Source organism: Sporosarcina sp. A2, from assembly GCF_050858885.1.
In the GTDB taxonomy this organism is placed as follows: Bacteria; Bacillota; Bacilli; order Bacillales_A; family Planococcaceae; genus Sporosarcina.
In genome coordinates this window covers 2,997,596-3,020,318 of the sequence record NZ_CP193898.1, presented here as the reverse complement: position 1 = coordinate 3,020,318, position 22,723 = coordinate 2,997,596, and the positions used below count along the sequence as shown (strand labels likewise).

The window sequence follows — 22,723 nt, the reverse complement described above, 5'->3', positions numbered from 1 at the left end:
GACAGCCCCTCACTCTCTTCTATTTCTAAATTATATAACTGTGGGGGAGTCGTGATGATTAGAAAACCTGCTTTGAAGACTGTAGAGTATACAAACTGGTCTTCCAAACTGGTTACACCTATCAAAGAACGTCCAAATTTCAAACTGGACGATGAAAGCGTCTACTATGAACGAATAGGCGCTCGTGTTCTTGGTGCGGATTTTGATGAAACGGATTATTTAATAAACCTATATAAAATGAGCCAATCCAAAACTGTCTATGTCCTATCAGAAAATCTGGACAAAACAATAACACCAGAGCGTTTTCAATCGATGCAAAGAATTTATGAGCTGGTTCGTGAACAACCAAGTCTCTCAATCAATCGATTTGTTGCATTTTTAGAAGGAGCCCAATTGTTACCGAAGTATATGGAAGACTTAGACTTCAATAGGCTGATAAGAGAATCATTAATTGTAGTGCTGAAGAAGTTTCAAGATTCTCATGGAGGACACTTGAATCATCCTGACTTCAGAAGATTGTTTTTAGATATTATCAAATGGACTTGGAACCATATAGATCCTTGGGTAAGAGACGTTTCTATACATGAGGATGTGCCACACGTAGTTTGGTATGGGCATCTTAATAAAAGTCAGTCTTACTTTTTATATTACCTGCTTCTACTTGGGATGGATGTTGTAATTCTCCAACCTGATGGTACTGACGACTTTAAGGAAATTGATCCGAGTAATGAATTAACCACTATAGTGAAATATCCATCAACGATTCCAATACATCCATTCCCGGTTGAAGAGCCTCAGCGACAAGGAACGGTTGCGTATCGGGCTTCTAAAGAAATCGACGCGGTCCTTCACCATGAAGGTTCAGCGTTCTATAAACCTTGGCAATTCCGGGAGCACACACCTATATCAGTTACGTTAAAAACGACATACGATGAATTATTTTTAGTAGCTAAAGAGAAAGCCTTCATTCGTCCGAACTTTTCTACTAGTAGTACTGAAATAAAGATCCCTTCATTGTTTGCTAAAATTTCTGGAGTCTCCTCTAATAGAAAAGAATTCTGGGATAAGCTACATAGCTTAACTAGCAATTCAAGTGCATTTACTGTGAAGCAATTTCCATTCATGAAAGAACAGAAATCCAATAATCAGTTTCATTATTCACATGCCTTAGGTAAAGAAGGACGCCTGGATCCAAAAAAAATGATTACAAGCAATTGGTGGCAATATGCTCAACTCCGTGAAGGATTACAAGTAGGACTCGCAGCTGCTATATCAAGAGCATGCGCCCATCCTAAACTTAAACCTCAACATGGTGAAACTATCGAACAGGTTGGCTTGTATATGTTTACACAATCGATTCACATACCAGAACCCTTGTTGAATCTCATGCAAACATTCGATTATTCTCAAGAAGTTCCTAAAGTGATTTTATACAATACCGAACAAAATGGTACGTTATCCAGAGCAGATGCTACGCTTCTACTTGTGTTGAATGAAATAGGATTTGATATCGTTTTGTACAATCCACCTGGACATAATGATATCGAGCCACATATTGCATCTGAAATGTTTGACCATCATTTATTAGAAGATATGGTCTTCGACTTATCATTCCAAGAGCATAAAAAAGATTCGTCCATTATGGGGAATCTGTTTAATCACTTTTTCAGTGGAAAGGATTGAGGAAATGGAAGAGACAAACGAATTGGAAGTATTAACGGAAAACAAAGCGGAGGTTATGCGAAACGAACTCCGACAAGACCCAGAAGTATTAAACTTGGTTCGAACAATTGATGCCCGTAACCAAATTGAACTTCTAGAGTTCGGTAAAGAGCCTGCTGTTCAAATCTCAACATTTGCGGATCGCATTTTAGATTCAATGCGTTCTTCAAGTGTCACGGATTCAGGAGAAATGCTCAGACAGCTCGGGAAAACAATGGATAAGTTTGACAAAAATGACTTTGAAGAACAAAAAGGGTTTTTAGGTAAAATCTTTAAACGTGGAGACAAGCTGATTGAAAAAGTATTCGGGAAGTACCAAACGATTGGCAAAGAAATAGAGAAAATCCATATTGAAATCTCGAAGTATAAAGACGAAATGATTCGCTCGACAACCAATATGGATGAAATGTATGATCAAAACTACAATTATTACATGGCTTTAGAGAAGTATGTAATCGCTGGGCAACTCAAGGCAGAAGAGCTGCGTGGCAAGCTCGACGAATTACAGCAAAGAGCAAGTAACGGAGACCAACTCGCCAATATGGAGATGGATACTATCAATAATGCTGTTCAGTCATTGGAAGAGCGTGTCTATGATTTAGAAATGGCCCGAATGGTTGCGTTGCAGACAGCTCCACAGCTAAGACTTTTACAGAGAGGTAATACGAAGCTGATTGGTAAAATCAACTCTGCTTTCATTACAACGATTCCAATCTTTAAAAACGGAATCATTCAGGCTGTCTCTGCGAAGCGTCAAAAGCTTGTTGCGGATTCTATGAGTGAGCTGGATAAAAGAACAAATGAAATGTTGCTTCGTAACTCACAAAACATCGCAAACCAAAGTGTTGAAATTGCCCGTGTTGCTGGAGGTCCTAGCATTAAGATTGAAACAATCGAACAAAGCTGGAACACCATTGTTAAAGGTCTTGATGAAACACGTGCAATCGAAGAAGAAAACAAACGAGCACGGATTGATGGCATGAAACGCATTGAACAATTAACAGAGACTATGAAAAACTACGGTAAATAAAGTACAGGGGGTATACAAATGATTGAGTTAAAGAAAAAAGGTGAGTCCATTAACCTTTCCAAAAAGGGAAGTAATTTGGGCGAAATTCTTGTGAACCTCAATTGGAATCAGAACGGTGCTGGTGTGAAAAAGGGCGGATTCCTTTCTTCATTATTAGGTAGTAGCAAGAGTAACCTGGATCTGGACTTGGGATGTTTGTATGAATTATCTTCTGGAGAAAAGGGATGTGTTCAAGCATTAGGGAATGCGTTCGGTTCTCTAACGAGTCTTCCCTACATTAAGCTCGATCACGATGATCGTACAGGCTCTTCAACGGAAGGTGAGACTCTGCGTATTAACGGTGTGCATATTAAGGACATTAAGCGTGTATTGGTCTATGCATTTATCTATGAAGGCGCTGCGAAGTGGTCAGAGGCGGATGGTATTGTTAAGTTGACGAACGGTACGGGAGAAGAGATCGTCGTCAAGCTCAATGAACATCGTAATGGGCAAATCGTGTGTGCAATTGCTATGATTGAGAACGAAAATGACGAGACATTCAGTGTCAAAAGACTCGTAGAATATTACCAAGGCCATGCACAAATGGACAAAGCACATAATTGGGGTATGAGTTGGAAGGCCGGATCAAAGTAACCTGGAAGTATACGAAACCACATTAGAAATTAGAGCACGTGTGTAACGGTAGTGGAAAGAAATCACCTTGAATAGAAACCCATGGACTTAACAAGCCAACCAACCGTATGAAGAACGTAACAGCGGAAGGTTGGCTTTTTTGTATATACATATAATCACGGAAGTAAGAAACCTATGCAATGCGACTACCTAACGGTATAGGTTATCCAGCCTACTTAACGTACATTTATAACTATTGTGAGTAATTAGTGATAAAGCGCAGAGCAAAGCTTCTAACTATTAGCCACTTGCTTTAGAAGCTTCTAGTAATGGGAAGTAAAAAAATAGTATTATAGAATATAGGTATAACGAAAATGATTTACTCGAATTTAAAAATGTCATAAAAGGAATGAGTATACTGAGAGAAACGATTACTGCAAATGACGTCGCGAAGCTAGCAGGTGTATCACAATCTTCAGTTTCTAGAGTTTACTTTGAAGGCGCCTCTGTTTCTGAGAAGACTAGAAAACGAGTCCTGGATGCTGCAAAAGAACTTGGATATCGCCCAAATGTGTACGCAAGAAGTCTTATCACTAACCAGTCCCAAATTATGGGTGTTGTTATGAAGGGAGTTCAAAATCCGTTTTACGCACAAGTGTTAAAACGTTTTAGTTCTATATTTAAACACCATGGATACAGTATATTATTTGTCTATACAAATAATGATGAGATTCAACAAGAAGACGTGGAAACGTTACTCAATTATAACGTAGCAGGAGTAGTTGTAACAGACGCTACGATGTCGTTATCGGTAGGAGAAGAGTTTAAGAAAAATAATATCCCTTTGGTCTTTTTTAATAGAAAGTCAAGAATAGGAGAGTTCCATTCCGTATGCTGCAATAATTTAAATGCGAGCCGATCGATTGCTAAGTATTTACTTTCTAAAGGTGCGACAGAGCTCGTGCTAATTACCGGAAACGAGCACACATCAACGAGTATTGAGCGAGAAAAGGGCTTTTGTGAAATCCTTGATCAGCAGCAAGTTAACTATAAAATATACAACTCGGATTACACATATGAAGGAGGATATCAGACAGCCATGACTATGTTGGAAGAAGGCATCTTACCTTCTGCGCTTTTTGTAGCGAATGATATTATGGCGCTCGGTGCTATGGACGCATTGCGTAAACATGAAGTACGAATTCCACAAGATACGAGAGTCGTAGGATTCGATAATATCGATATGGCATCTTGGCCAGCATACGAACTAACAACATGGGAGCAACCAATCGAAGAAATGATTGAGGAGACAGTAAGTTACTTATTAGCTGAAGTAACTTCTTACACAGGACTTGTTCATACGATTGAGGTTGAAGGAAGATTAGTTGAAAGAAAAACAACGTAAAGGATTGATATTTAACGGATAATTTGAACAGTACTTTTCGATTGAACTAAATGAACGCTTTTTCAAAAGTAAGAACGTCTAGTAAATTAAATGAATTTAACTTACGCTTTCGAAATAATTCGTAGAGACTTAGCCAACTGACTCAAAGAGCAGCTTACTATATAGACATATTTGTAAGTAGAGTGATACAAGAAAAACTAACTAATGATTTTGGGGGAATTATTATGTTAGGAATGATCGGTCTTTTCGGGGGACTTAAGATCTTGATCTGTTTAACAATGAAAGGCATGAACCTTCTCATTGATGCGCCCATCACTGCCCGGTTTATTGCGGTTTTAAATGGTATCCCACAATTCCCACTGCTAGCAGAAGAAGGTACGTTGAATTTTTTAACAAGCTATATGGATGACTTTACAGGATTCATTTCCTCGTGGTATTTGATGTACTTGACGGGGGCACTCTTTGCGAAAGTCATGGAAGATAGCGGTGCGGCGGTTAGTATTTCAACATGAATGGTCAATGAAATTGGGATGAAACGTACTGCATTAGCTGTAGTCATCGCCTGCGCTTTTTAACATATGGAGGTGTAAGTTTGTTTGTTGTTGCGTTCTCGGTGTACCCGATGGCGTTAAGTTTGTTCAAGCAAGCAGATCTACCAAGACGATTCATACCCGCCGCACAAGCTTTCGGTTCTACAACATTCACGATGACATCCGTGGGATAACCTGAAATCCAAACTGGATACCGATTGAGTTTCTAGGAACAACTCCCTTTGCGGAATGGGAAGTTCGCTTTTTGTGGCAATCTATATATTCTCATTTGGTTATTGGTGGCTAAAATCATGGATAATGATGTGAGTGATTTAAGTAAGTTACCAGTTATCCGGCAATTGATTGAAGCGGTTTTGACCACTTTCGGAACGATTGACGTGTTAGTGAACAATGCAGGCGTAAATATTGCGAAGTCCGGGATGGAAGTGACGGAATCAGACCAGGATACTGTGCTCGATTTGAATTTAAAATCTGTTTTTTTCACCAGTCAGATAGCAGCACGTCAAATGCTTGCACAAAGGAGTGGCAAGATTATTAATATTGCTTCGCAAATGGCGTTTGTCGGGTATTATAAGCGTGCAGCTTATTGTGCGAGCAAAGGCGGTCTCGTTCAATGGACGAAAGCATTAGCTGTAGAATGGGCAGAACACGGTATTGCAGTCAATGCAGTGACACCAACGTTCATTGAAACGAAATTGACGGCGAAAATGTTTACAGATGAATCATTTAAACGAGATGTAGGAAAGCGGATCTTGTTAAAGGGATTGGCAAAGCCAAAGGATATATCGGGGGCTGTGCACTATTTAGCTTCTGATATGACGGGCTTTGTAACAGGCGAAACGATTAAAGTAGATGGTGGCTGGACAGCAATTTAACTTAAGGGGATGAAGAAATGGCAGAAGGCAAAGTGTTATTCGTTACAGGAGCAGCACGAGGAATCGGGTTTGATATAGCCAAAGCTTTTTCTGAAGCTGGGGCAAAAGTGGTTCTTTCAGATCTTAGTCAGGAAGCAATCGATGAAGCAGTTGCTCAGTTAAGTGGGGACGTTTCAGGAATCGTCTGTGATGTCACGAAAGAAGAAGACATTCAAGCCGCGATTGAGTTTACTGTGAAAACATATGGCAAATTAGATATTCTCGTGAATAATGCAGGACTGCAGCATGTGTCATTCATCGAAGACTTCCCTACGGAAAAGTTCGAGCTACTAGTTAAAGTCATGTTGACGGCACCATTCATTGCTATTAAACACGCATTACCATATATGAAGGAACAGAAATTTGGACGTATTATCAACATGGCATCGATTAATGGAGTCATCGGTTTTGCAGGAAAAGCAGCGTATAATTCTGCGAAACATGGCGTAATCGGGTTAACCAAAGTGGCGGCATTAGAGTCCGCAACAGATGGCATTACCGTGAATGCAATTTGTCCGGGGTATGCGGATACGAAACTGGTCCGAGGTCAATTCAATGATCTTGCAAAGACAAGGAACATAAAAGTGGAGCAAGTGTTGGAAGAAGTTTTATATCCACTCGTCCCACAGAAAAGATTGATTGACGTTAAGGAAATAACCGATTTAGCATTGTACATGTCGAGCGAATCTGCAAAAGGAATTACTGGACAAGCAATCGTACTAGATGGCGGGTATACGGCTCAATAATGTATGACTTTTAGCGGCTAAGTAGTAAGGGAAAAGATTACTAGCCGTAGTGAACTTGAGTAATAACAATATATCTGAAAGTAAAACCCGGACGCCAACCTTGAAAGTCAGGTTAGCGTCCGGGTTTCTGTTATTCCTTGTGATAGGCTTTCAAGAACTCTTTTACCTTACTAGAATCAGCTACTAGCTCGTTTCCTGTGTCTACGAGTGGGCTAACCGTTGAGTAAGCTTTTTTCTTATTGCCTTGGTAATAGTTCAAAAATTCGTCTTGATTGATGGAGAATAATACAGCTTTACGTAAGTTTTCACTCTCTGAAACTTCTCGGCCGGCCGTATTGAATTGCAAGTAGGTAACGGCGTTGCTGTCGCTCTTTTGCAGAAGTAAGTTATCAGCTTTTTCAACGAGGTCGTACTTAGTTTCCGGTACCCCGTTAAAGAGATGGACTTCACCATTACGTAAAGCAGACAAAGCACTGTCTGCGTCTTCAATGAAGCGCACCGTTATGTTTGAAATCTTAGGGTCAAAATCACTTCCACTACGGTATCCAGGGTTTTTCACGAAGTCTGCCTGATAATCGTTTTTCTTCACGAGAATATAAGGTCCGCTGGCATATAGCTGGTTGTTATAATTTGCACCTTCAGTTACAGTGCGCTGATCTCCATATGGAATGTCTTTATCCACGTTAAATGATGCAACGTCATACGTGTTTATGCTCTTTACTTGTTTCTCTGAGACAATTCCAGCTGATTGGTGCGCCAAGTAATTCAAAACTTGAGGAAATGGTTCAGTTGTCGTTACTTTAACCACTTGATAGTTACCTTTACTGTTGTCAGCTTTTGTTTTACTTTCAACGATTCCGGATAGTTTTGTCTCAAGACCATTCTCCAATGTCTCTAGAATAGTTTTCTCGCTACCGGATAGTTTTGTATTCTTCAACTCTGTTAAGTCGGTAACGATTTCAGCGCTTTTAATACGTTCGTGTAAGCTATACGTCCGGTGATCTGGTACGGAGTCTTTGTCTTTTGCGCGGTCTAGAGAGAACACAACATCTTCTGCTCCTACAGGTTCCCCAGTATCAATTGCTTTCTCATTCGAGACGGATGCAAAGTTAATGTCATCGCGGAGGAGGAAGTAGTAGTCTGAATTCCCATCAGCCATTGCATAGTTATAAGAAAGTGAACCGTCTGATACGACTTCATCTTCGTCCGTTAAGTTGACGAGGCGCACATACATATTTGTGTTGAGGGTGTTAATCGAACCATCATTCCCTTTAATGGGATCCAAAGAAGTCAAATCTCCGATTGCTTGTTGCGTCACAAGAGGCTCAGTAGTACGTTTTGCCGCATCTTTGAAGTCAATAGTTTCCCATGCGATCGCGCGAGACTTTGCAAGTCTCACGGTGTCTGGATTTAATACATCTTTGTTTACTCCCTGCGCCTTAAATGAGTTATAAAGAGGTGCGATGAAAGCCTTTTCTGTAACTAGTTGCTGTTCAAGTTCTTTGTATGTTTTAGTGTATTCCTCAGCTGTTTCTCTGCTTGCTTTGTCAATCAATTCATCCACCTTAGCATCTTCAACAAGACTATTCGCGCCGTCAGTTTTGAATAATGCTCGAACGGCATAGTCAGGGTTACCGGTAACTGTCGTCCAGCTAGAAAGGGCAACATCGAAGTTCCCAGCATCTTTTTGTGCAGTAAAGGTTCCATAATCCGGTTGAATGTTCAGTTTGACATCAAAACCATTCTTGATGAGCTGGTCCCGCACAATATTTATGTCTTCTTCACCTGATCCCATTCCAAGAACTTCAATCTGAACTTTCTCAGTCAATCCACCCTTACCGTCGTCGTCTTTACCTTCACTTTCAACCTCTGATTTAGTTGTCACACAGCCTGCCAGTACGAGGACAAGCAGTAATGTTAATGTTAATAATTTCTTTTTCATTGATGAATCCCTCCAAGTTTTTAGTTGTTAGTCAAGCTTAGGATCTAGCGCATCCCGCAATCCATCACCCAAGAAATTGAATGAGAGAACGAGCAATATAATTGCAAGACCCGGGAAAATTGCAAGATACGAATTCGATTCCAGATACGTACTTCCAACTTTTAAGATATTTCCCCATTCTGGTATATGAGGCTCCACCCCTAGACCTAAGTAACTCAAACTACTTGTCGCAATCACTGCACCACCGATTGTTAAAGTGGATTTAACAATCATGGGAGCAAGTGAATTCGGCACGACTTGTTTGAATAGTATTGAAAAATCTGATGCGCCTAGCGCCTTTGCAGAATCGACAAAATCATAGTTCGAAACCATGAGAACGTTCGCACGCATGGTACGAGCATATGTTGGAATGGATCCAACACTTAGTGCAATTATCAAATTAACAGTATTTGCTCCAAACGCAGCGATAATTGCGATTGCTAGTAAGATACCGGGAATCGAATATAGGATATCAAGCAAACGCATAATCCAATTATCGATACGAGTGCTGTAATATCCTGCAATTGCACCAAGGAACCCACCAATTAAACCTGGAACCACCGTAGATGCAAACCCCACGAGTAATGAAATCCTCGCACCGAACACAATTCTCGAAAACACATCGCGTCCAAAGTTATCCGTTCCGAATGGATACACGAGGCTCGGAGATTGTAAAATAGTACTGTAATTATTCTCTACAGCAAGTGCGTAGTCGAACGTGAATCGACTGGTGATGGAAATCATAATCATCAGTAGAATGAAAAACAATCCTAGAACTGCAGTAGAATTGCGTGTGATTTTCTCCCACATTACGTTCCATTTCAACAGCCGGGATGAGTCGAAGCGTCTAGATTTCATGAATAGACTCCAACCTAGGAGTAAGGCAAATAAGTTACCTGTAACTGCAGTGGCCATTAAAACAATAGCAAGGGGAGACATCCACCGTGGAGCTGAATACTCTTGCACGTAATGGACTGAAAGAATGAGAGCTACTAGGTAAAATAGAGCAATGAGTAGAAGGATCCCCATGGCGATTAGGAACGTATCGCTGACATATGGTTTAAATAGATTCACGGAGCTTATAGCGATGACAGTTATCTGGGTCAGCAACATGTACACCGCAACCGTGTATTCAGGAGTCTTCCTTTTATTAATTAAGTTAAAAGCAAAAGCTGCTGCAAAAATATTACCCGTCAGTAAACTTACTAATTGAACATAGCCTAAACGTCTTGTTGTTGTACGGATTTCTCCTGTTTGGAGCAAATCCTTCTTCATCTTCCTAGTGAGGAATAGCTGGAATACAGATGTCAACGCGTATGCGCAGAACAGGGCGAATACATACGGGTTCAGCTCTTCCGTTTTAGTTGAAAAACTGTTCCATAAGAATATTCCTGCAAGCACTAGCGAGAGAATCCATGTGAAATTGGCTTGAGGATATTCTTTAGATATTACTAATGCATGACGATTGTTTGAGGAATCTTTCATGCTTTCACCTACTTTACGATTGGTTTATCTTAGAGCGAATTCGCGGATCTAGGAATGCATACAAAATATCAATTAGTAAATTGACCAGCGATATTGTAATTGCGATATAGACAACTCCGCCCATGATAGCGGGAATATCGGGAATGAATTGCTTATCAACGATGTAACTTCCGATTCCTCTAATATTGAAGACCTTTTCCGTCACGGCAGCACCTCCCAGCATGCCCCCAAACAACAACCCGATGACAGTGATGACGGGAATCATTGCATTTCCAACAGCATGCTTCCATAACATCTGACTTTTGGATAATCCTTTTGCTCGCGCTGTGATGATGTAGTCTTCGTGAATAATTTCAAGTAGTGACGACCGCATCATTCTCGCAATAGAAGCTGTAAGCGCAGTTCCAAGAACTACGACAGGCATAATCATCGATAGGTGATTGCTGGGACTATACGTAGCAGGTAACCAGTTGAGCTTAATGGAGAAATTTAGAATGAATATAAGACCTTGCCAGAAGTTCGGAATCGATAAGCCGATCAAGGCAATGAACATGAATGAATAATCCAGAAACGAATTCGGTCGGGTTGCGGAAAGGATACCAACTGGAATGGCTATGACAATTGCCATAATGACCGAGAACAACGCAATCGTTAACGTAACCGGAAACTTTTTGGCGATGCTCGTAGCAACATCTTCATTACCCGCAAATGAAGAACCCAGATCGAATGTAGCGATTCCTTTTAGCGCATTCCATAGTTGATGCCAATAGGATAGATCTAGACCATGTAATTGGTTGAACGCTGTAATCTGTTCCTGTGTCGCCGATTCCCCAAGAATATTGGAGGCGGGATCGAATGGCGAGATATAGAGAATCGTAAATACCAACACTGCGACTCCAATAATGACAAGCACACTTTGTATAAGTCTTTCTACGATATAGGTTAGAAAAGGAGTGCTGATCAGCAATAGGATTGCGTACATAAGAACACCAGGAAGTAAGGTGAAAAGTAAAAAGTAGCGGCGTTCTAATAGGGATTGAAAGTAAATTAAATACGTTTCTTTCTGTATTCCGTTCCGAGTGAAATGATCGTCAGTGCGCCGCACGATTTCTTCTTTTTTCCTATCTTCCACTAGTTTTCCCGCCGTTCTATGTAATTCTTTATCGCTAACGTTCTCCTGAAAGAAGGTCCGTTTTCGAACGAGTTGATCTAAATAGTCAGAATGCCATTGATCAGATAATTGTTTATCTGACAGTTCCAAACTTATATTATTTGAGACAGTATCGTGGGTTTGGTCTTTTTTTCTAATCAAGTAAATAAAATATATGACTAGATGAACGGGAAGCCCCGCAAGAACTAACAGAACTTGAACGACTGTTTTTCCTTGAGCCTCTTTGTAAGACTTTTGAAGAAGTGAAGCAATAGTGTACGCCAAATTAATCCACCACCTTTTATATTGTTTAATTCCGATCGGTATACTAGACTATAGTCAAGTAGATATAGGTTGTCAATTATATTCTAAAGATTCACCAATGATGACAAAAGAGGGGGGATTTCCTGTGAAGCCTATTTTAAAAGTAAAAGATCTACACGTTTCTTTTACAATGAGGGATGAAGATTTTAATGCAGTTCGTGGTGTGAGTTTCGAGGTGAATCAAGGAGAAACCCTTGGTATAGTGGGGGAATCTGGTAGTGGAAAAAGCGTAACTGCAAGATCCATCATGCGTTTGTTGCCATCACCACCTTCCTATATGAAAGAGGGAATTATTGAATTTCAAGGAGAAAACTTGAACTTAAAGACGGAAAAAGAAATGGAAGGCATTAGGGGGAAAGGGATTGGTATGATTTTTCAAGATCCAATGACTTCTTTAAACCCAACTAAAAGAATCGGAAAACAAATATGCGAAAGTATCATGAAACATATGAAGGTATCAAAAGTAGAAGCCAAGAAAGAAACAATCGAATTGTTAAAGACGGTGGGCATTGAGGAAAGTGAAGTTCGCTATAACCAATATCCCCATGAGTTTTCAGGAGGCATGCGTCAACGTGTCATGATTGCAATTGCGCTTGCTTGTAAACCAGCGCTTCTTATTGCAGATGAGCCTACAACGGCATTAGATGTAACCATTCAAGCTCAAATTTTGGATCTTATGAAGAATATTCAACAACGTTTCGGTACATCTATTATTTTGATTACACATGATTTAGGGGTAGTTGCGGAAATGTGTGATCGTGTCGTGGTCATGAAGAAAGGGGAAGTTATTGAAACTGGAACAACGCTTGAGGTGTTTGAAAGCCCAAAACATCCATATACAAAAAAGCTATTGAATGCCATGCCTAGACTGGACGAAAAGAAAAAGGAGAAACGTGTATCTCAACTTCCCAAAGGAATTGACAAAACGGTTCCCCTTATTCAAGTAAATTCTCTTAAACAACACTTCAATAGTAGTAAAAAGGGACTGACTAAGGCAGTTGACGATATTAGTTTTTACATTCGACCCGGCGAAACATTAGGTCTTGTGGGAGAATCAGGATCTGGGAAGTCTACAACGGGTCGAGCTATATTGAGATTGGACGAACCAACAGGTGGAGAAGTGTTATACCAAGGGATGGCCATTAATCGGTTTTCTTCAAAAGAAATGAAGAGTATGAGAAGGCATATGCAAATGATTTTCCAAGATCCATATTCCTCCTTGAATCCGCGTTTCAAAGTACTCGATATTATCGGGCAAGCATTAGATATTCATCGGATGAGTAAAAATAAAACAGAGCGAAAAGAAAGAGTGGAGGAGCTACTAAAGATGGTCGGTCTAGAACCTGAGCATGCCATGCGTTATCCTCATGAATTCTCTGGCGGACAGCGTCAAAGAATCGGAATTGCAAGAGCTTTGGCAGTAGAGCCCGATTTCATCGTCTGTGACGAACCATTGTCTGCACTTGATGTATCTATTCAAACGCAGATTGTAAAACTCCTTGAAGATCTACAGCACGAACTGGGCCTCACTTACTTATTCATAGCCCATGACTTATCGATGGTAAAGCATATTAGTGATCGGGTTGCAGTCATGTATGCAGGGAAAATCGTCGAGTTAGCGGAAAGCGAGGAGTTGTATAATAACCCACTACATCCCTATACGAAGTCTCTTTTATCCGCAATACCAATTCCTGACCCTAGGGTGGGTGCAAACAAACACCGACAGCTTAACATAGTGGATGAAGCAGATAGGAAGTTTAATGTGGAAAATACAGAACTGGTAGAAGTAGCAGAGGGACATTGGGTGGCTAGGGAGATAGAGTGAAGGGACAAATAAACCCCACAAACCGTCTGATGGATTGGACGACTTGTGGGGTTTTATTTCATTCAATGAAAGTTTTGTATCTATTCAAAACATCTCACTTTTGTATCTCTTAGAATTAGTCTATAATTGGGAAGGTAAAGCACGTTTATTTATTAATCAATTGAACTGTATAGATTTGGACAAGATTGAGCGAGACAAAAAAGGTGTTTTGAGGGAAGTGGCCTCCATCTTTTTTGCAAATTCAGTATATAAGGATGGGTCAAATGAGCAACAGAGATACGAATACAGACGTTATTTTGATTGGTGCCGGCATTATGAGTGCCACGCTTGGAGCAATGCTGAAAGAGGTAGCTCCTGAGATGAATATTACTATGTTTGAAAAGCTTAACCGTGCAGGAGAAGAGAGTTCGAATGAATGGAACAATGCAGGAACAGGACACGCGGCATTGTGCGAACTGAACTATACAACGGAAAAGGCAGACGGTTCCATTGATATTAGTAAAGCGATTAAAATCAATGAACAGTTTCAAGTATCTAAGCAATTTTGGTCGTTTTTAGTAGAAAACGGCAGAATTCAAAATCCTGAAAACTTTATTCGTCCACTTCCACATATGAGTTATGTACATGGCAAAGACAATGTGACGTTTTTAAAGAAACGTTATGAAACAATGAAGCAAAATCCACTATTCCAAGACATGGAGTATACAGAAAATCTCGAGACGTTAAAACAATGGGTTCCTGTAATGATGGAAGATCGGACTTCTACTGAGCCGATGGCAGTTTCTAAAATTGATGCAGGTACGGATGTCAATTTCGGTGCGCTTACCAATATGTTATTCGACCATCTACAACGTGAAAATGTCAATCTTCAATATCAGCGAAGTGTAGAAGATTTGAAACAGAAGAGTGATGGACGTTGGGAACTGAAAGTACGCAATTTGATAAGTGGTGAAACGGAACGTCACACTGCGAAGTTTGTATTCATCGGTGGCGGCGGTGGTAGTCTTCACTTGCTACAAAAGTCAGGTATTCCTGAAGGTAAAGGAATTGGTGGATTCCCAGTTAGTGGTCTGTTTTTAGTATGTAACAATCCAAAGGTTGCAGAAAAGCACTATGCAAAAGTATATGGTAAGGCATCTGTTGGTGCTCCACCAATGTCTGTGCCTCACTTGGATACGCGGTATATCGATAACGAAAGATCCTTACTATTCGGACCGTTTGCTGGCTTCTCGCCGAAGTTTTTGAAGACGGGCTCAATGATGGACTTACTCTCATCTGTAAAGCCGAATAACGTTGTGAATATGTTATCTGCCGGTGTGAAAGAGATGTCGTTGACGAAATATCTTATTCAACAGCTCATGCTATCAAAAGAACAACAAGTTGAGGAATTACGTGAGTTCATTCCGAATGCTAAGGTTGATGAGTGGGATGTTGTTGTTGCAGGTCAGCGCGTACAAGTCATTAAAGAAACGGAAGGTAGCGGTAAAGGTACGCTACAATTCGGAACTGAATTGGTCAACGCGGCGGATGGCTCGATTGCTGCATTACTCGGTGCGTCTCCAGGAGCATCCACAGCCGTTCACGTTATGATTAATCTGCTTAATACTTGTTTCCCAGAGCGCAAAAAGGACTGGGAAACGAAGTTCAAAGAGATGATTCCATCATACGGTACTGCATTGGTGGAAAATCCGGAAATGCTTCATAATGTGAAGGCAGCAACTGCAGCATCACTTAAGCTTGATGAAGAACTAGCAGTTATTGAAACTTCATCAACTGGCATAGTACCGGAAGTTTTGCAAGAAGAAAACTAAAAACTCCAAGTCACGATAAGTTACCCCCTAACTCATAACGACGAGTTAGGGGGTTTTTAAATAAACGTATACAGGAGTCCGCGATGCTCCTAGTATGTAACTGCTAGTCAGTAAAATGATCGTCTCTATTTTTGCACATCACTCCTATTAATGAGTTTCTCCAGGAGGAATAATTTCATGGAATTTTACGCTCTCTAGCTTGTCTGTTTCTGTTACGTACGTTACTCTCACGACAACTCCATATTCCCGTTCACCTTCACGCAACCATAGCCTGAACGTAGCGACAGTGGAACTACTATTCTGTGTGCTGCCCATATACAAATAGTCAATGACACTAGCCTGTGGATAGTTCGTTTGCGTTTGTTTAATGGCTAACCGTGACCATTTCGCATAGGTGGGAGTTTCGTTTTGAACCACTTCTGTAATCTGTTCATGAGGTGAATAAGAAGCAATAAACAGTCCAATTGCAATTGCAATTTTAATTATCAAAACGCATCTCTCCTTTTGGATAGGATGCGTTTTTTTGTTTGACTTATACAGGGCGTACATCTGTGAAGTAGCGTCAAGTTTTCTTTTTCGGTACACTAAAGAAAATGAAGTACGGGGAGGGTGTGATCATTATGGAACCATTAATCCATCGAGAGAATCTTAGCGCTGACACGTCAAGAGCAGAGTATCAATCGCCAGTTGGTGTGATTGAAATAGTGGGAACTAAAAAAGCAATTATATCGATTTTGTTTTTGGATTCAGAAGCTGTAGAAAATGGAATAACGGATGCGACTTTTCAAGTAGTTAAGGACTGCTATAACGAGCTGGATGAATATTTTAATGGGACTCGTAAGGAGTTTACGGTTCCTTATAGGAATGAAGGAACCGAATTCAGACGAAACGTCTGGCAAGCACTAACAGATATTCCTTATGCACAAACCGCATCTTATCGAGATATCGCGTGTTCGATCGGTAACGAAAAAGCAGTGCGCGCAGTAGGTACGGCTAATGGAAAAAATAAGCTCAGCATTATCATCCCTTGCCATCGGATTATCGGATCGAACGGTACGTTGACAGGTTACGCAGGTGGCTTGTGGAGGAAAGAATGGCTGCTCGCGCATGAAAAAAAACATAAGTAATTGCTTTTAGTAGCGCGAATTCGATTGAAGTCAATTCATGTTGGTGTACATTGAATACGAATAGGGTCAACACCTAGGGTGATACTACCTTTAAAGTTAGGTAGGTGTATTAAAATGAAAACCCGTTACGTATTCCTTTTGCTACTGCTATTGAGTTTATCTGCCATATTCGTTGTATCCTTTGAAAACCCACCAGAGGTACAAGCGTTAAATGAAGAAAAAGCGATACCAGAGCCATGTAGTCTGATTTTGGAGCCCGTGGATAAAAAACTAAAAAACGCAAAGGGTGTAGCACTCGTGTACAAAGTACAATTAAATCCGCCCAGTTTTGCACGAACAAATATCAGTATACTTGCTGTACATCTGCCTGAGCCTTCCTCTTATGGAGATTACGATAGCTATGAAGGATTTGCGTATATACCTGAAGAAATTAGCTGGCGATTTAAGCTTTATCCTACTCCTGAGGTGGGGAGTCCAAGCTGGGCAGGAAGATTTGACTTAATCACCGCGGAAATGAAAAACGTAGAAGTACAGGTGCGTCTCTCGAATACCAAAACAGATAAGCTCGGTCCTAGCGTTCTAACCAACACAATCAGCTACTGTAAATAGTTTGAATGAGATACCACTCCTGTAAGTTGTTCATTGCAAAGCCACCCTGTAAATTGTAAGGATATACATCGTTATTCAAAAAAGACATTGGAATTTCCCTGGAATCTTGTTACGCTTGAACAAATAGAGCGGTTTGGGGGAAATACTAGATGCAAGCAGAACCAATTATTTCAATTCGGGACCTCACGATGGAATTCCCGGGGAAACGTGTTTTAGATGGAATTTCACTAGACGTATATCGAGGGCAGATCATCGGCTATATTGGACCGAATGGTACTGGTAAAAGTACCACGTTGAAAATCTTGCTTGGACTGCTTCAAGATTACAAAGGGACCGTGGAAATCTTCGGAAATGATTTACGTAACGAAGACCAGGACGTTAAACGTAGGATAGGTTACGTGCCGGAGAATGCGGAGATCTACGATACGCTAACCCCAATGGAATATCTGACGTTCGTGGGTGAACTGTATGGGATGAATAGAACAGTCGTGGAACAAAAAGCCAAGCAGCTCATGACTGAACTAGGGTTGGAAGATGTCCTACATACACGGATTTCCTCCTTCTCTAAAGGGATGAAGCAAAAGGTGCTGATCATTTCAAGTTTACTACATGATCCTGATATTTTATTTTTGGATGAACCCTTGAGTGGACTCGATGCCAATAGTGTCATGGTCGTTAAAGATATTTTGGAGATGCTTGCAGCGAGTGGCAAAACGATTTTTTACTCTTCACACATAATGGATGTAGTAGAGAAAATCAGTAATCGTATTGTGCTCCTATACAATGGGAAAATTGCAGCTGATGGGTCATTTGATGAATTAAAAGGTCAAGGTGAAGCGGGATCTCTGGAAATGTTATTTAATCAGCTGACAGGTTTTAATGAACACCAGCAAACGGCTAAGCGTTTTGTAGAGCTTGTAACGGGTGGTGAAACGGATGGATAATTTCCGTTCGCTGCGTGTGGTTGACTTGTTTAAAGGACTCTTCCAAGTGTTTGGGATTGATTATCCTTCAATGCGGACAATTGTCGGGCTGAAACTGACAATGGATGAACGGCGCATCCCTGTTGTGTTTTCACAAACGAAGCTGAAAGAAGGCAACCAGTTTCTAAAATCACTTGGGTTGTATGTGCTATACGGTCTGGCAACAATCCCTTTCCTGTTCTTTGGTGACAGCGTGATGCTTCAGATGGGGATCGTATTCGGAATTGCGATGTTCATGATTATGACGTCGCTTATTGCAGACTTTTCTAGCGTGCTACTGGATGTAAGGGATCGTATTCTGCTAGCTGCTGCACCAGTAGATGATAGAACGCTTAATGCTGCTAAGCTCGTCCATATCAGTATTTACATGACACTGATCGCGCTATCATTACTCGGTATTCCTTCTATCGTAATCCTGGTATCTAAAGGGATTTCGTTCTTCTTATTGTTCCTTGTGATGATGATTTTTCTGATGCTGCTCATTATTGCGCTTACTGCGATTACATACATGGTTATGCTACGTGTTTTCGATGGTGAACGACTGAAAGATATGATCAATTACGTACAAATCCTATTGTCAGTCGGTGTTTTTGTTGGTTATCAAGTTTTGATACGCTCGTTTGACTTCGTGGGTATAACCATTTCGTATGAGTTCAGCTGGTGGCATTTCCTTATACCACCACTATGGTTTGCGGCACCTTTTGAGTGGTTACTTGGAGGTAATACAAGTCAACCACTCACAATGCTCTCGATAACTGCTGTTATCATTCCCGTTTTCGCGATTTGGATGTACATCCGTAAAATGCCGTTGTTTGAACGTGACCTTCAGAAGTTAATGTCAGAAGCAAGAGGTGGAAAACAACAACGTGCCTTGACAATGAAATTCTGGGAGTTAGTACTTTGCAGAGATAAGGAAGAGCGCGCAAGCTTCCGGTTTTCCTGGCAACTGATGAAACGTGAGCGTGATTTCAAACTGAAAGTGTATCCATCGTTAGGCATCGGCTTTGTGGCGCCCTTCTTATTCTTATATATTTTTTTGTCTGATGGAACATGGAAAGGCTTGATAAACTCCAACACGTATTTCATGATTTACTTCGGATTTATCATCATTGCCCCACTTGTAATCATGTTGAGTTATTCGGGTAAATTCAAAGGGGCGTGGATCTATGCAGTCTCTCCGATAACAAGTGTGTCACGTCTGAAACGCGCTGCTTTAAAAGCGAGCTTGGCTCAGTTGTTTTTACCAGTGTATATCCTGCAGGCAGTTATATTCACTGTACTATTCGGCTGGCGTATTGTTCCTGATCTCGTTATCATCTTGTTTTCAGCTGTCCTCTATGCAGTAATCTGTTATGCGGTAGGCGCTAAAGGTACATACCCGTTTTCACTTCCAATGGGTGAGTCTGTTCAATCAGGGACAGCAAAACAGATTATCTTCATGCTACTCATCGGAGTTTTTGTCGGTATTCATATCCTGATGTCTAAGATCCCATATGGAACTCCGATATATTTAGTCGTGATTGTAGTTGGAAGTCTGGTGGGTTGGAAGATGTTGCTTCCGATTAAGCCTAAGTACGCATAAATATAAAATAGACCTACTTGGCAATTGCCACAGTAAGTCTTTTTTTCAGTATAGTAGCAAGGATCTCACGTCTGTCGGAACTTTTTTTACTAACTTCGTAATTAGGAAAAGGAGAGGCCTGTATGTCAAAGTGGGCAGACAATCGTTAAAGGAAGGAAGTGCTAGAGTGTTTTTAAAAAAGATTACACTGCTAAATGAAAAACGGAAAGAGGGATATCCTTTCACCATACCGGTTGTACAGTCGTTGGGTGAACTAAAATTAACGAATCCAGTCACATATTTTGTTGGAGAAAATGGGTCGGGAAAGTCAACGTTACTTGAAGGGATCGCAGACGTGTGCGGGTTTAATCCCGCGGGTGGGGGGCGTAACAATCAGTATGAAGTGGACGCAGCGGGGAGCGATCTTTCGGATTATATACGATTATCATGGATGCCCAAAGTGACAAATGGTATTTTCTTACGAGCGGCATCATTTTATCAATTTGCATCCCACGTGGACCGAATTGCAGCAGAGCCGACGGGTTCGTATGATACCTATGGTGGGAAATCCTTGCATCACCAATCTCACGGTGAATCTTTTTGTCCTTATTCCTAAATCGCTTTGACGGCAGAGCACTTTATTTGTTGGATGAGCCAGAAGCGGCTTTATCCCCCCAGCGCCAATTAACATTTTTACGTATTATCCATGAGCTTATAGAAGAGGAAAATTGTCAATTTATTATTGCTACTCATTCTCCTATTCTTCTAGGCTACCCGGATGCATCGATTCTAAGCTTCGATGAAGGAGAAATCCGTGCAATTGACTATAAACAGACTCATCATTACCAAGTGACCAAGTATTTCTTGGACCACCGGGAAAAGTTTTTAAAAGAGCTATTTGAAGATTGACAAACGTTTGAGGTGTTCTACTGTAGACTGCTTTCTGTAATTCTTCAACGCTTATCAACTACTTGAAATTCTAATTCCTTGTTGCCATGCGCTTTCAATTTGATAGCTTTTTCACTTTCTACAAGTGGATCGTCTACGGCATGAGTGATAGTAGCAGTAATAACTGGTTGACTGAACCGTTTTTGTGCGTTGAGATCTATTGTGGTGTAGGAGTTTGGCTCATTCAAGTGATACACGATGTAGGTATGTTCACCATGTTGATATGTACTGAACGCTTTATGACTTGGCTTAAGACCCCGCTGTACGTGATCAGGCATAGTAGAAGGATCTACGTCTTCATAATCCATTGGGTGATGCATTGCGTTATATATCCCAAGGCCGATTAACAAAATGAGTACAACATACGTGAAGTCCCATCTATGCTTTTTCTTCAAATAGAAACCCTTCTTTCATAAATTGTTTCTACTAATACGTTGGCTAGATTATAAGGTTCCCGTTATTCCAATTAAAAGGCCAAGTTCCGATTGAATCGGAACTTGGCTTGTAGTGGTCTATTTAAACACTGCGACTTTCTTAAGCAGCACACAAACAGGTATGGCAATTGCAATACCTACTGCGTTTTGAACAAGGTTTCCAGGAATCGAAGCGAGTGGAACTGCCCAGCTTTTGAAAATAATACTTTCTCCTACATAATAGCCAACCAGCATTACAGGCACCGAAACCGTCATAGCAATGACGTTGAACGTTGTGCTGTTCCCCTTACGTCCATAAGACCATGCGATTTTTCCGACTAGATAGCCTTGGAGTCCCCGCGCGACAAAACTAATAGGTGCCCAGAGTGTCCATCCCGAGACTAGGTCAAACAAACCCATTCCGAGTGACCCTGCAATCGCACCTTTTTTCGGCCCGAACAAAATGGAGAAGATAAAGAGCATTCCTGTACCGAGGTGAACGAGTCCTCCGTTTGCCGTAATTGGCAATTTGATATTCAATAACAACGTAGCGACAAACACAAGTGCAATTCCCATTGCGGATAAAATCATGTCAAACGTATTCGTTCTCGTTTTAGTAGTCGGCGCAACAGCTTTCATTGTTCATGACCCCCTCGTCAGTTCTGCGATTGTTGCAGTATTGCTAAACTTTAACAAAGGACTGATCTAATGAAAAGGTTCACTTTCGAACAAATCGAAGGGGTCAGATTATAAAAGAGGTACCTATAGAATGAACGAACTGCTTTAGCCTACCCTCTTTACATTCGATTAGTGGTAAGGAGTGGTGAAGTAATCTATCATTGAATCAAAGAAAAGCGTTAAGAAGGTCAGCTTAAATAGGAGGTAATGAGATGAGCTACAAATGGTTGGAATGGGCACAAAGAATTCAATCGATCTCACAGGCAGGACTGACTTTTTCGAGTGATGAATTCGATCGGGAACGCTATGAGGAATTACGAACAATTAGTGCGGAAATTATGGCGTCTCATTCAAAAATGGAAATGCAAAAAATTCAAGAGCTTTTTATGGAGGAGAAGGGATATCCGACTCCGAAGATAGATGTTAGGGCAGTGGTGTTTCAAGACAATCAAATCTTACTTGTGAAAGAAACACACGACAAGAAATGGGCGTTGCCAGGTGGCTTTTGTGAAATAGGATTATCTGCTGCAGAAAATGTGGTGAAAGAAATACGAGAAGAGTCAGGGTACGTAGTTCAACCAAAAAAATTAGTTGGATTGATGGATATGAATAAGTACTCATCGATACCCCAAGCGTTTCACTTTTATAAAGTCTTCATTCAATGCGAGATTATTGGGGGACAACCAATCACTGGAATTGAGACAGCAGAAATCGGGTTCTTCACTGAAAACAATCTCCCAGAACTCTCTGTGAAGCGCAATACAGCAGAACAGATCCATATCCTTTTTGAATTTAATCGCAATCCTCATAAAGAAGCATGGATTGACTAGAAATGAAACCATGTTTAG

The 22,723-nt window shown here is 40.8% G+C and carries 19 protein-coding genes and 2 pseudogenes; 15 read left to right on the top strand and 6 right to left on the bottom strand.

All coding sequences use genetic code 11. The features are described from left to right. Positions 1-54: 54 nt before the first annotated feature. The 7 genes and pseudogenes from ACRPI0_RS15350 (at position 55) to ACRPI0_RS15320 (ending at position 6,980) form a co-directional block, all read left to right on the top strand. Positions 55-1,683, top strand: coding sequence for a YceG family protein (locus ACRPI0_RS15350; protein ID WP_432353637.1), 1,629 nt, complete (start codon positions 55-57; stop codon positions 1,681-1,683). A 4-nt stretch (positions 1,684-1,687) separates the two neighbouring features. Next, positions 1,688-2,752 (top strand): toxic anion resistance protein, encoded by a 1,065-nt coding sequence (locus tag ACRPI0_RS15345; RefSeq protein ID WP_432353636.1) that lies wholly within the window; start codon positions 1,688-1,690, stop codon positions 2,750-2,752. Positions 2,753-2,770: 18 nt separating this feature from the next. Then, positions 2,771-3,385 (top strand): TerD family protein, encoded by a 615-nt coding sequence (locus ACRPI0_RS15340; protein WP_432353635.1) that lies wholly within the window; start codon positions 2,771-2,773, stop codon positions 3,383-3,385. Between the two features lie 388 nt (positions 3,386-3,773). After that, positions 3,774-4,769, top strand: coding sequence for a LacI family DNA-binding transcriptional regulator (locus ACRPI0_RS15335; RefSeq protein WP_432353634.1), 996 nt, complete (start codon positions 3,774-3,776; stop codon positions 4,767-4,769). Positions 4,770-4,993: 224 nt separating this feature from the next. Continuing rightward, positions 4,994-5,617 (top strand): annotated as a pseudogene (locus tag ACRPI0_RS15330) (GntP family permease); the annotation flags it as partial. Beyond that, on the top strand, positions 5,611-6,195 hold the full coding sequence (locus tag ACRPI0_RS15325) for an SDR family NAD(P)-dependent oxidoreductase (RefSeq protein ID WP_432353632.1): 585 nt from the start codon (positions 5,611-5,613) through the stop codon (positions 6,193-6,195). The pseudogene ACRPI0_RS15330 and the gene ACRPI0_RS15325, both read left to right, overlap by 7 nt. Before the next feature lie 17 nt (positions 6,196-6,212). Continuing rightward, entirely contained in the window at positions 6,213-6,980 is a 768-nt protein-coding gene (locus ACRPI0_RS15320) for a 3-hydroxybutyrate dehydrogenase (RefSeq protein ID WP_432353631.1), read from the top strand. A gap of 130 nt (positions 6,981-7,110) precedes the next feature. Here the strand turns inward: ACRPI0_RS15320 and ACRPI0_RS15315 are convergent, their stop codons facing one another. Genes ACRPI0_RS15315 through ACRPI0_RS15305 form a run of 3 tightly spaced genes read right to left on the bottom strand, consistent with a single transcriptional unit; the run spans position 7,111 to position 11,881 of the window. After that, positions 7,111-8,922 (bottom strand): ABC transporter substrate-binding protein, encoded by a 1,812-nt coding sequence (locus ACRPI0_RS15315; protein WP_432353630.1) that lies wholly within the window; start codon positions 8,920-8,922, stop codon positions 7,111-7,113. Between the two features lie 27 nt (positions 8,923-8,949). Beyond that, positions 8,950-10,446, bottom strand: a complete 1,497-nt coding sequence (locus ACRPI0_RS15310; protein WP_432353626.1) for an ABC transporter permease — start codon at positions 10,444-10,446, stop codon at positions 8,950-8,952. Positions 10,447-10,459: 13 nt separating this feature from the next. Next, complete coding sequence (locus ACRPI0_RS15305) at positions 10,460-11,881, bottom strand: ABC transporter permease (protein ID WP_432353623.1); 1,422 nt, start codon at positions 11,879-11,881, stop codon at positions 10,460-10,462. A 124-nt stretch (positions 11,882-12,005) separates the two neighbouring features. Between ACRPI0_RS15305 and ACRPI0_RS15300 the strand changes: the two genes are divergently transcribed. Together ACRPI0_RS15300 and mqo are read left to right on the top strand one after the other, a co-directional pair. Then, positions 12,006-13,745 (top strand): ABC transporter ATP-binding protein, encoded by a 1,740-nt coding sequence (locus ACRPI0_RS15300; RefSeq protein WP_432353621.1) that lies wholly within the window; start codon positions 12,006-12,008, stop codon positions 13,743-13,745. Positions 13,746-14,008: 263 nt separating this feature from the next. Further along, positions 14,009-15,556 carry a malate dehydrogenase (quinone) gene (mqo, locus tag ACRPI0_RS15295; RefSeq protein WP_432353620.1) on the top strand — a complete coding sequence of 516 codons (1,548 nt, stop codon included), beginning with the start codon at positions 14,009-14,011 and terminating at the stop codon, positions 15,554-15,556. 147 nt (positions 15,557-15,703) lie between these two features. Here mqo and ACRPI0_RS15290 read toward each other — a convergent pair whose 3' ends face one another. Next, positions 15,704-16,045, bottom strand: coding sequence for a DUF3889 domain-containing protein (locus ACRPI0_RS15290; RefSeq protein WP_432353619.1), 342 nt, complete (start codon positions 16,043-16,045; stop codon positions 15,704-15,706). A gap of 131 nt (positions 16,046-16,176) precedes the next feature. On the opposite strand from ACRPI0_RS15290, the gene ACRPI0_RS15285 reads away from it, so the two are divergent. The 5 genes and pseudogenes from ACRPI0_RS15285 (at position 16,177) to ACRPI0_RS15265 (ending at position 20,745) form a co-directional block, all read left to right on the top strand. After that, positions 16,177-16,683: a methylated-DNA--[protein]-cysteine S-methyltransferase gene (locus ACRPI0_RS15285; protein ID WP_432353618.1), complete on the top strand. Its 507-nt coding sequence runs from the start codon at positions 16,177-16,179 to the stop codon at positions 16,681-16,683. Between the two features lie 114 nt (positions 16,684-16,797). After that, entirely contained in the window at positions 16,798-17,292 is a 495-nt protein-coding gene (locus ACRPI0_RS15280; RefSeq protein ID WP_432353616.1) for a hypothetical protein, read from the top strand. Between the two features lie 149 nt (positions 17,293-17,441). Then, positions 17,442-18,236 carry an ABC transporter ATP-binding protein gene (locus tag ACRPI0_RS15275; RefSeq protein WP_432353615.1) on the top strand — a complete coding sequence of 265 codons (795 nt, stop codon included), beginning with the start codon at positions 17,442-17,444 and terminating at the stop codon, positions 18,234-18,236. Further along, positions 18,229-19,857: a hypothetical protein gene (locus ACRPI0_RS15270; RefSeq protein WP_432353614.1), complete on the top strand. Its 1,629-nt coding sequence runs from the start codon at positions 18,229-18,231 to the stop codon at positions 19,855-19,857. The genes ACRPI0_RS15275 and ACRPI0_RS15270 overlap by 8 nt, the downstream gene beginning before the upstream one ends. 166 nt (positions 19,858-20,023) lie before the next feature. Next, a pseudogene (locus ACRPI0_RS15265) lies at positions 20,024-20,745 on the top strand (AAA family ATPase). A 44-nt stretch (positions 20,746-20,789) separates the two neighbouring features. On the opposite strand, the gene ACRPI0_RS15260 reads toward ACRPI0_RS15265, so the two are convergent. Beyond that, positions 20,790-21,179, bottom strand: a complete 390-nt coding sequence (locus ACRPI0_RS15260) for a hypothetical protein (protein WP_432353613.1) — start codon at positions 21,177-21,179, stop codon at positions 20,790-20,792. Positions 21,180-21,296: 117 nt separating this feature from the next. Further along, positions 21,297-21,836, bottom strand: coding sequence for an ECF transporter S component (locus tag ACRPI0_RS15255; RefSeq protein WP_432353612.1), 540 nt, complete (start codon positions 21,834-21,836; stop codon positions 21,297-21,299). A gap of 251 nt (positions 21,837-22,087) precedes the next feature. On the opposite strand from ACRPI0_RS15255, the gene ACRPI0_RS15250 reads away from it, so the two are divergent. Then, positions 22,088-22,705: an NUDIX hydrolase gene (locus ACRPI0_RS15250; RefSeq protein WP_432353610.1), complete on the top strand. Its 618-nt coding sequence runs from the start codon at positions 22,088-22,090 to the stop codon at positions 22,703-22,705. Positions 22,706-22,723: the final 18 nt, after the last annotated feature.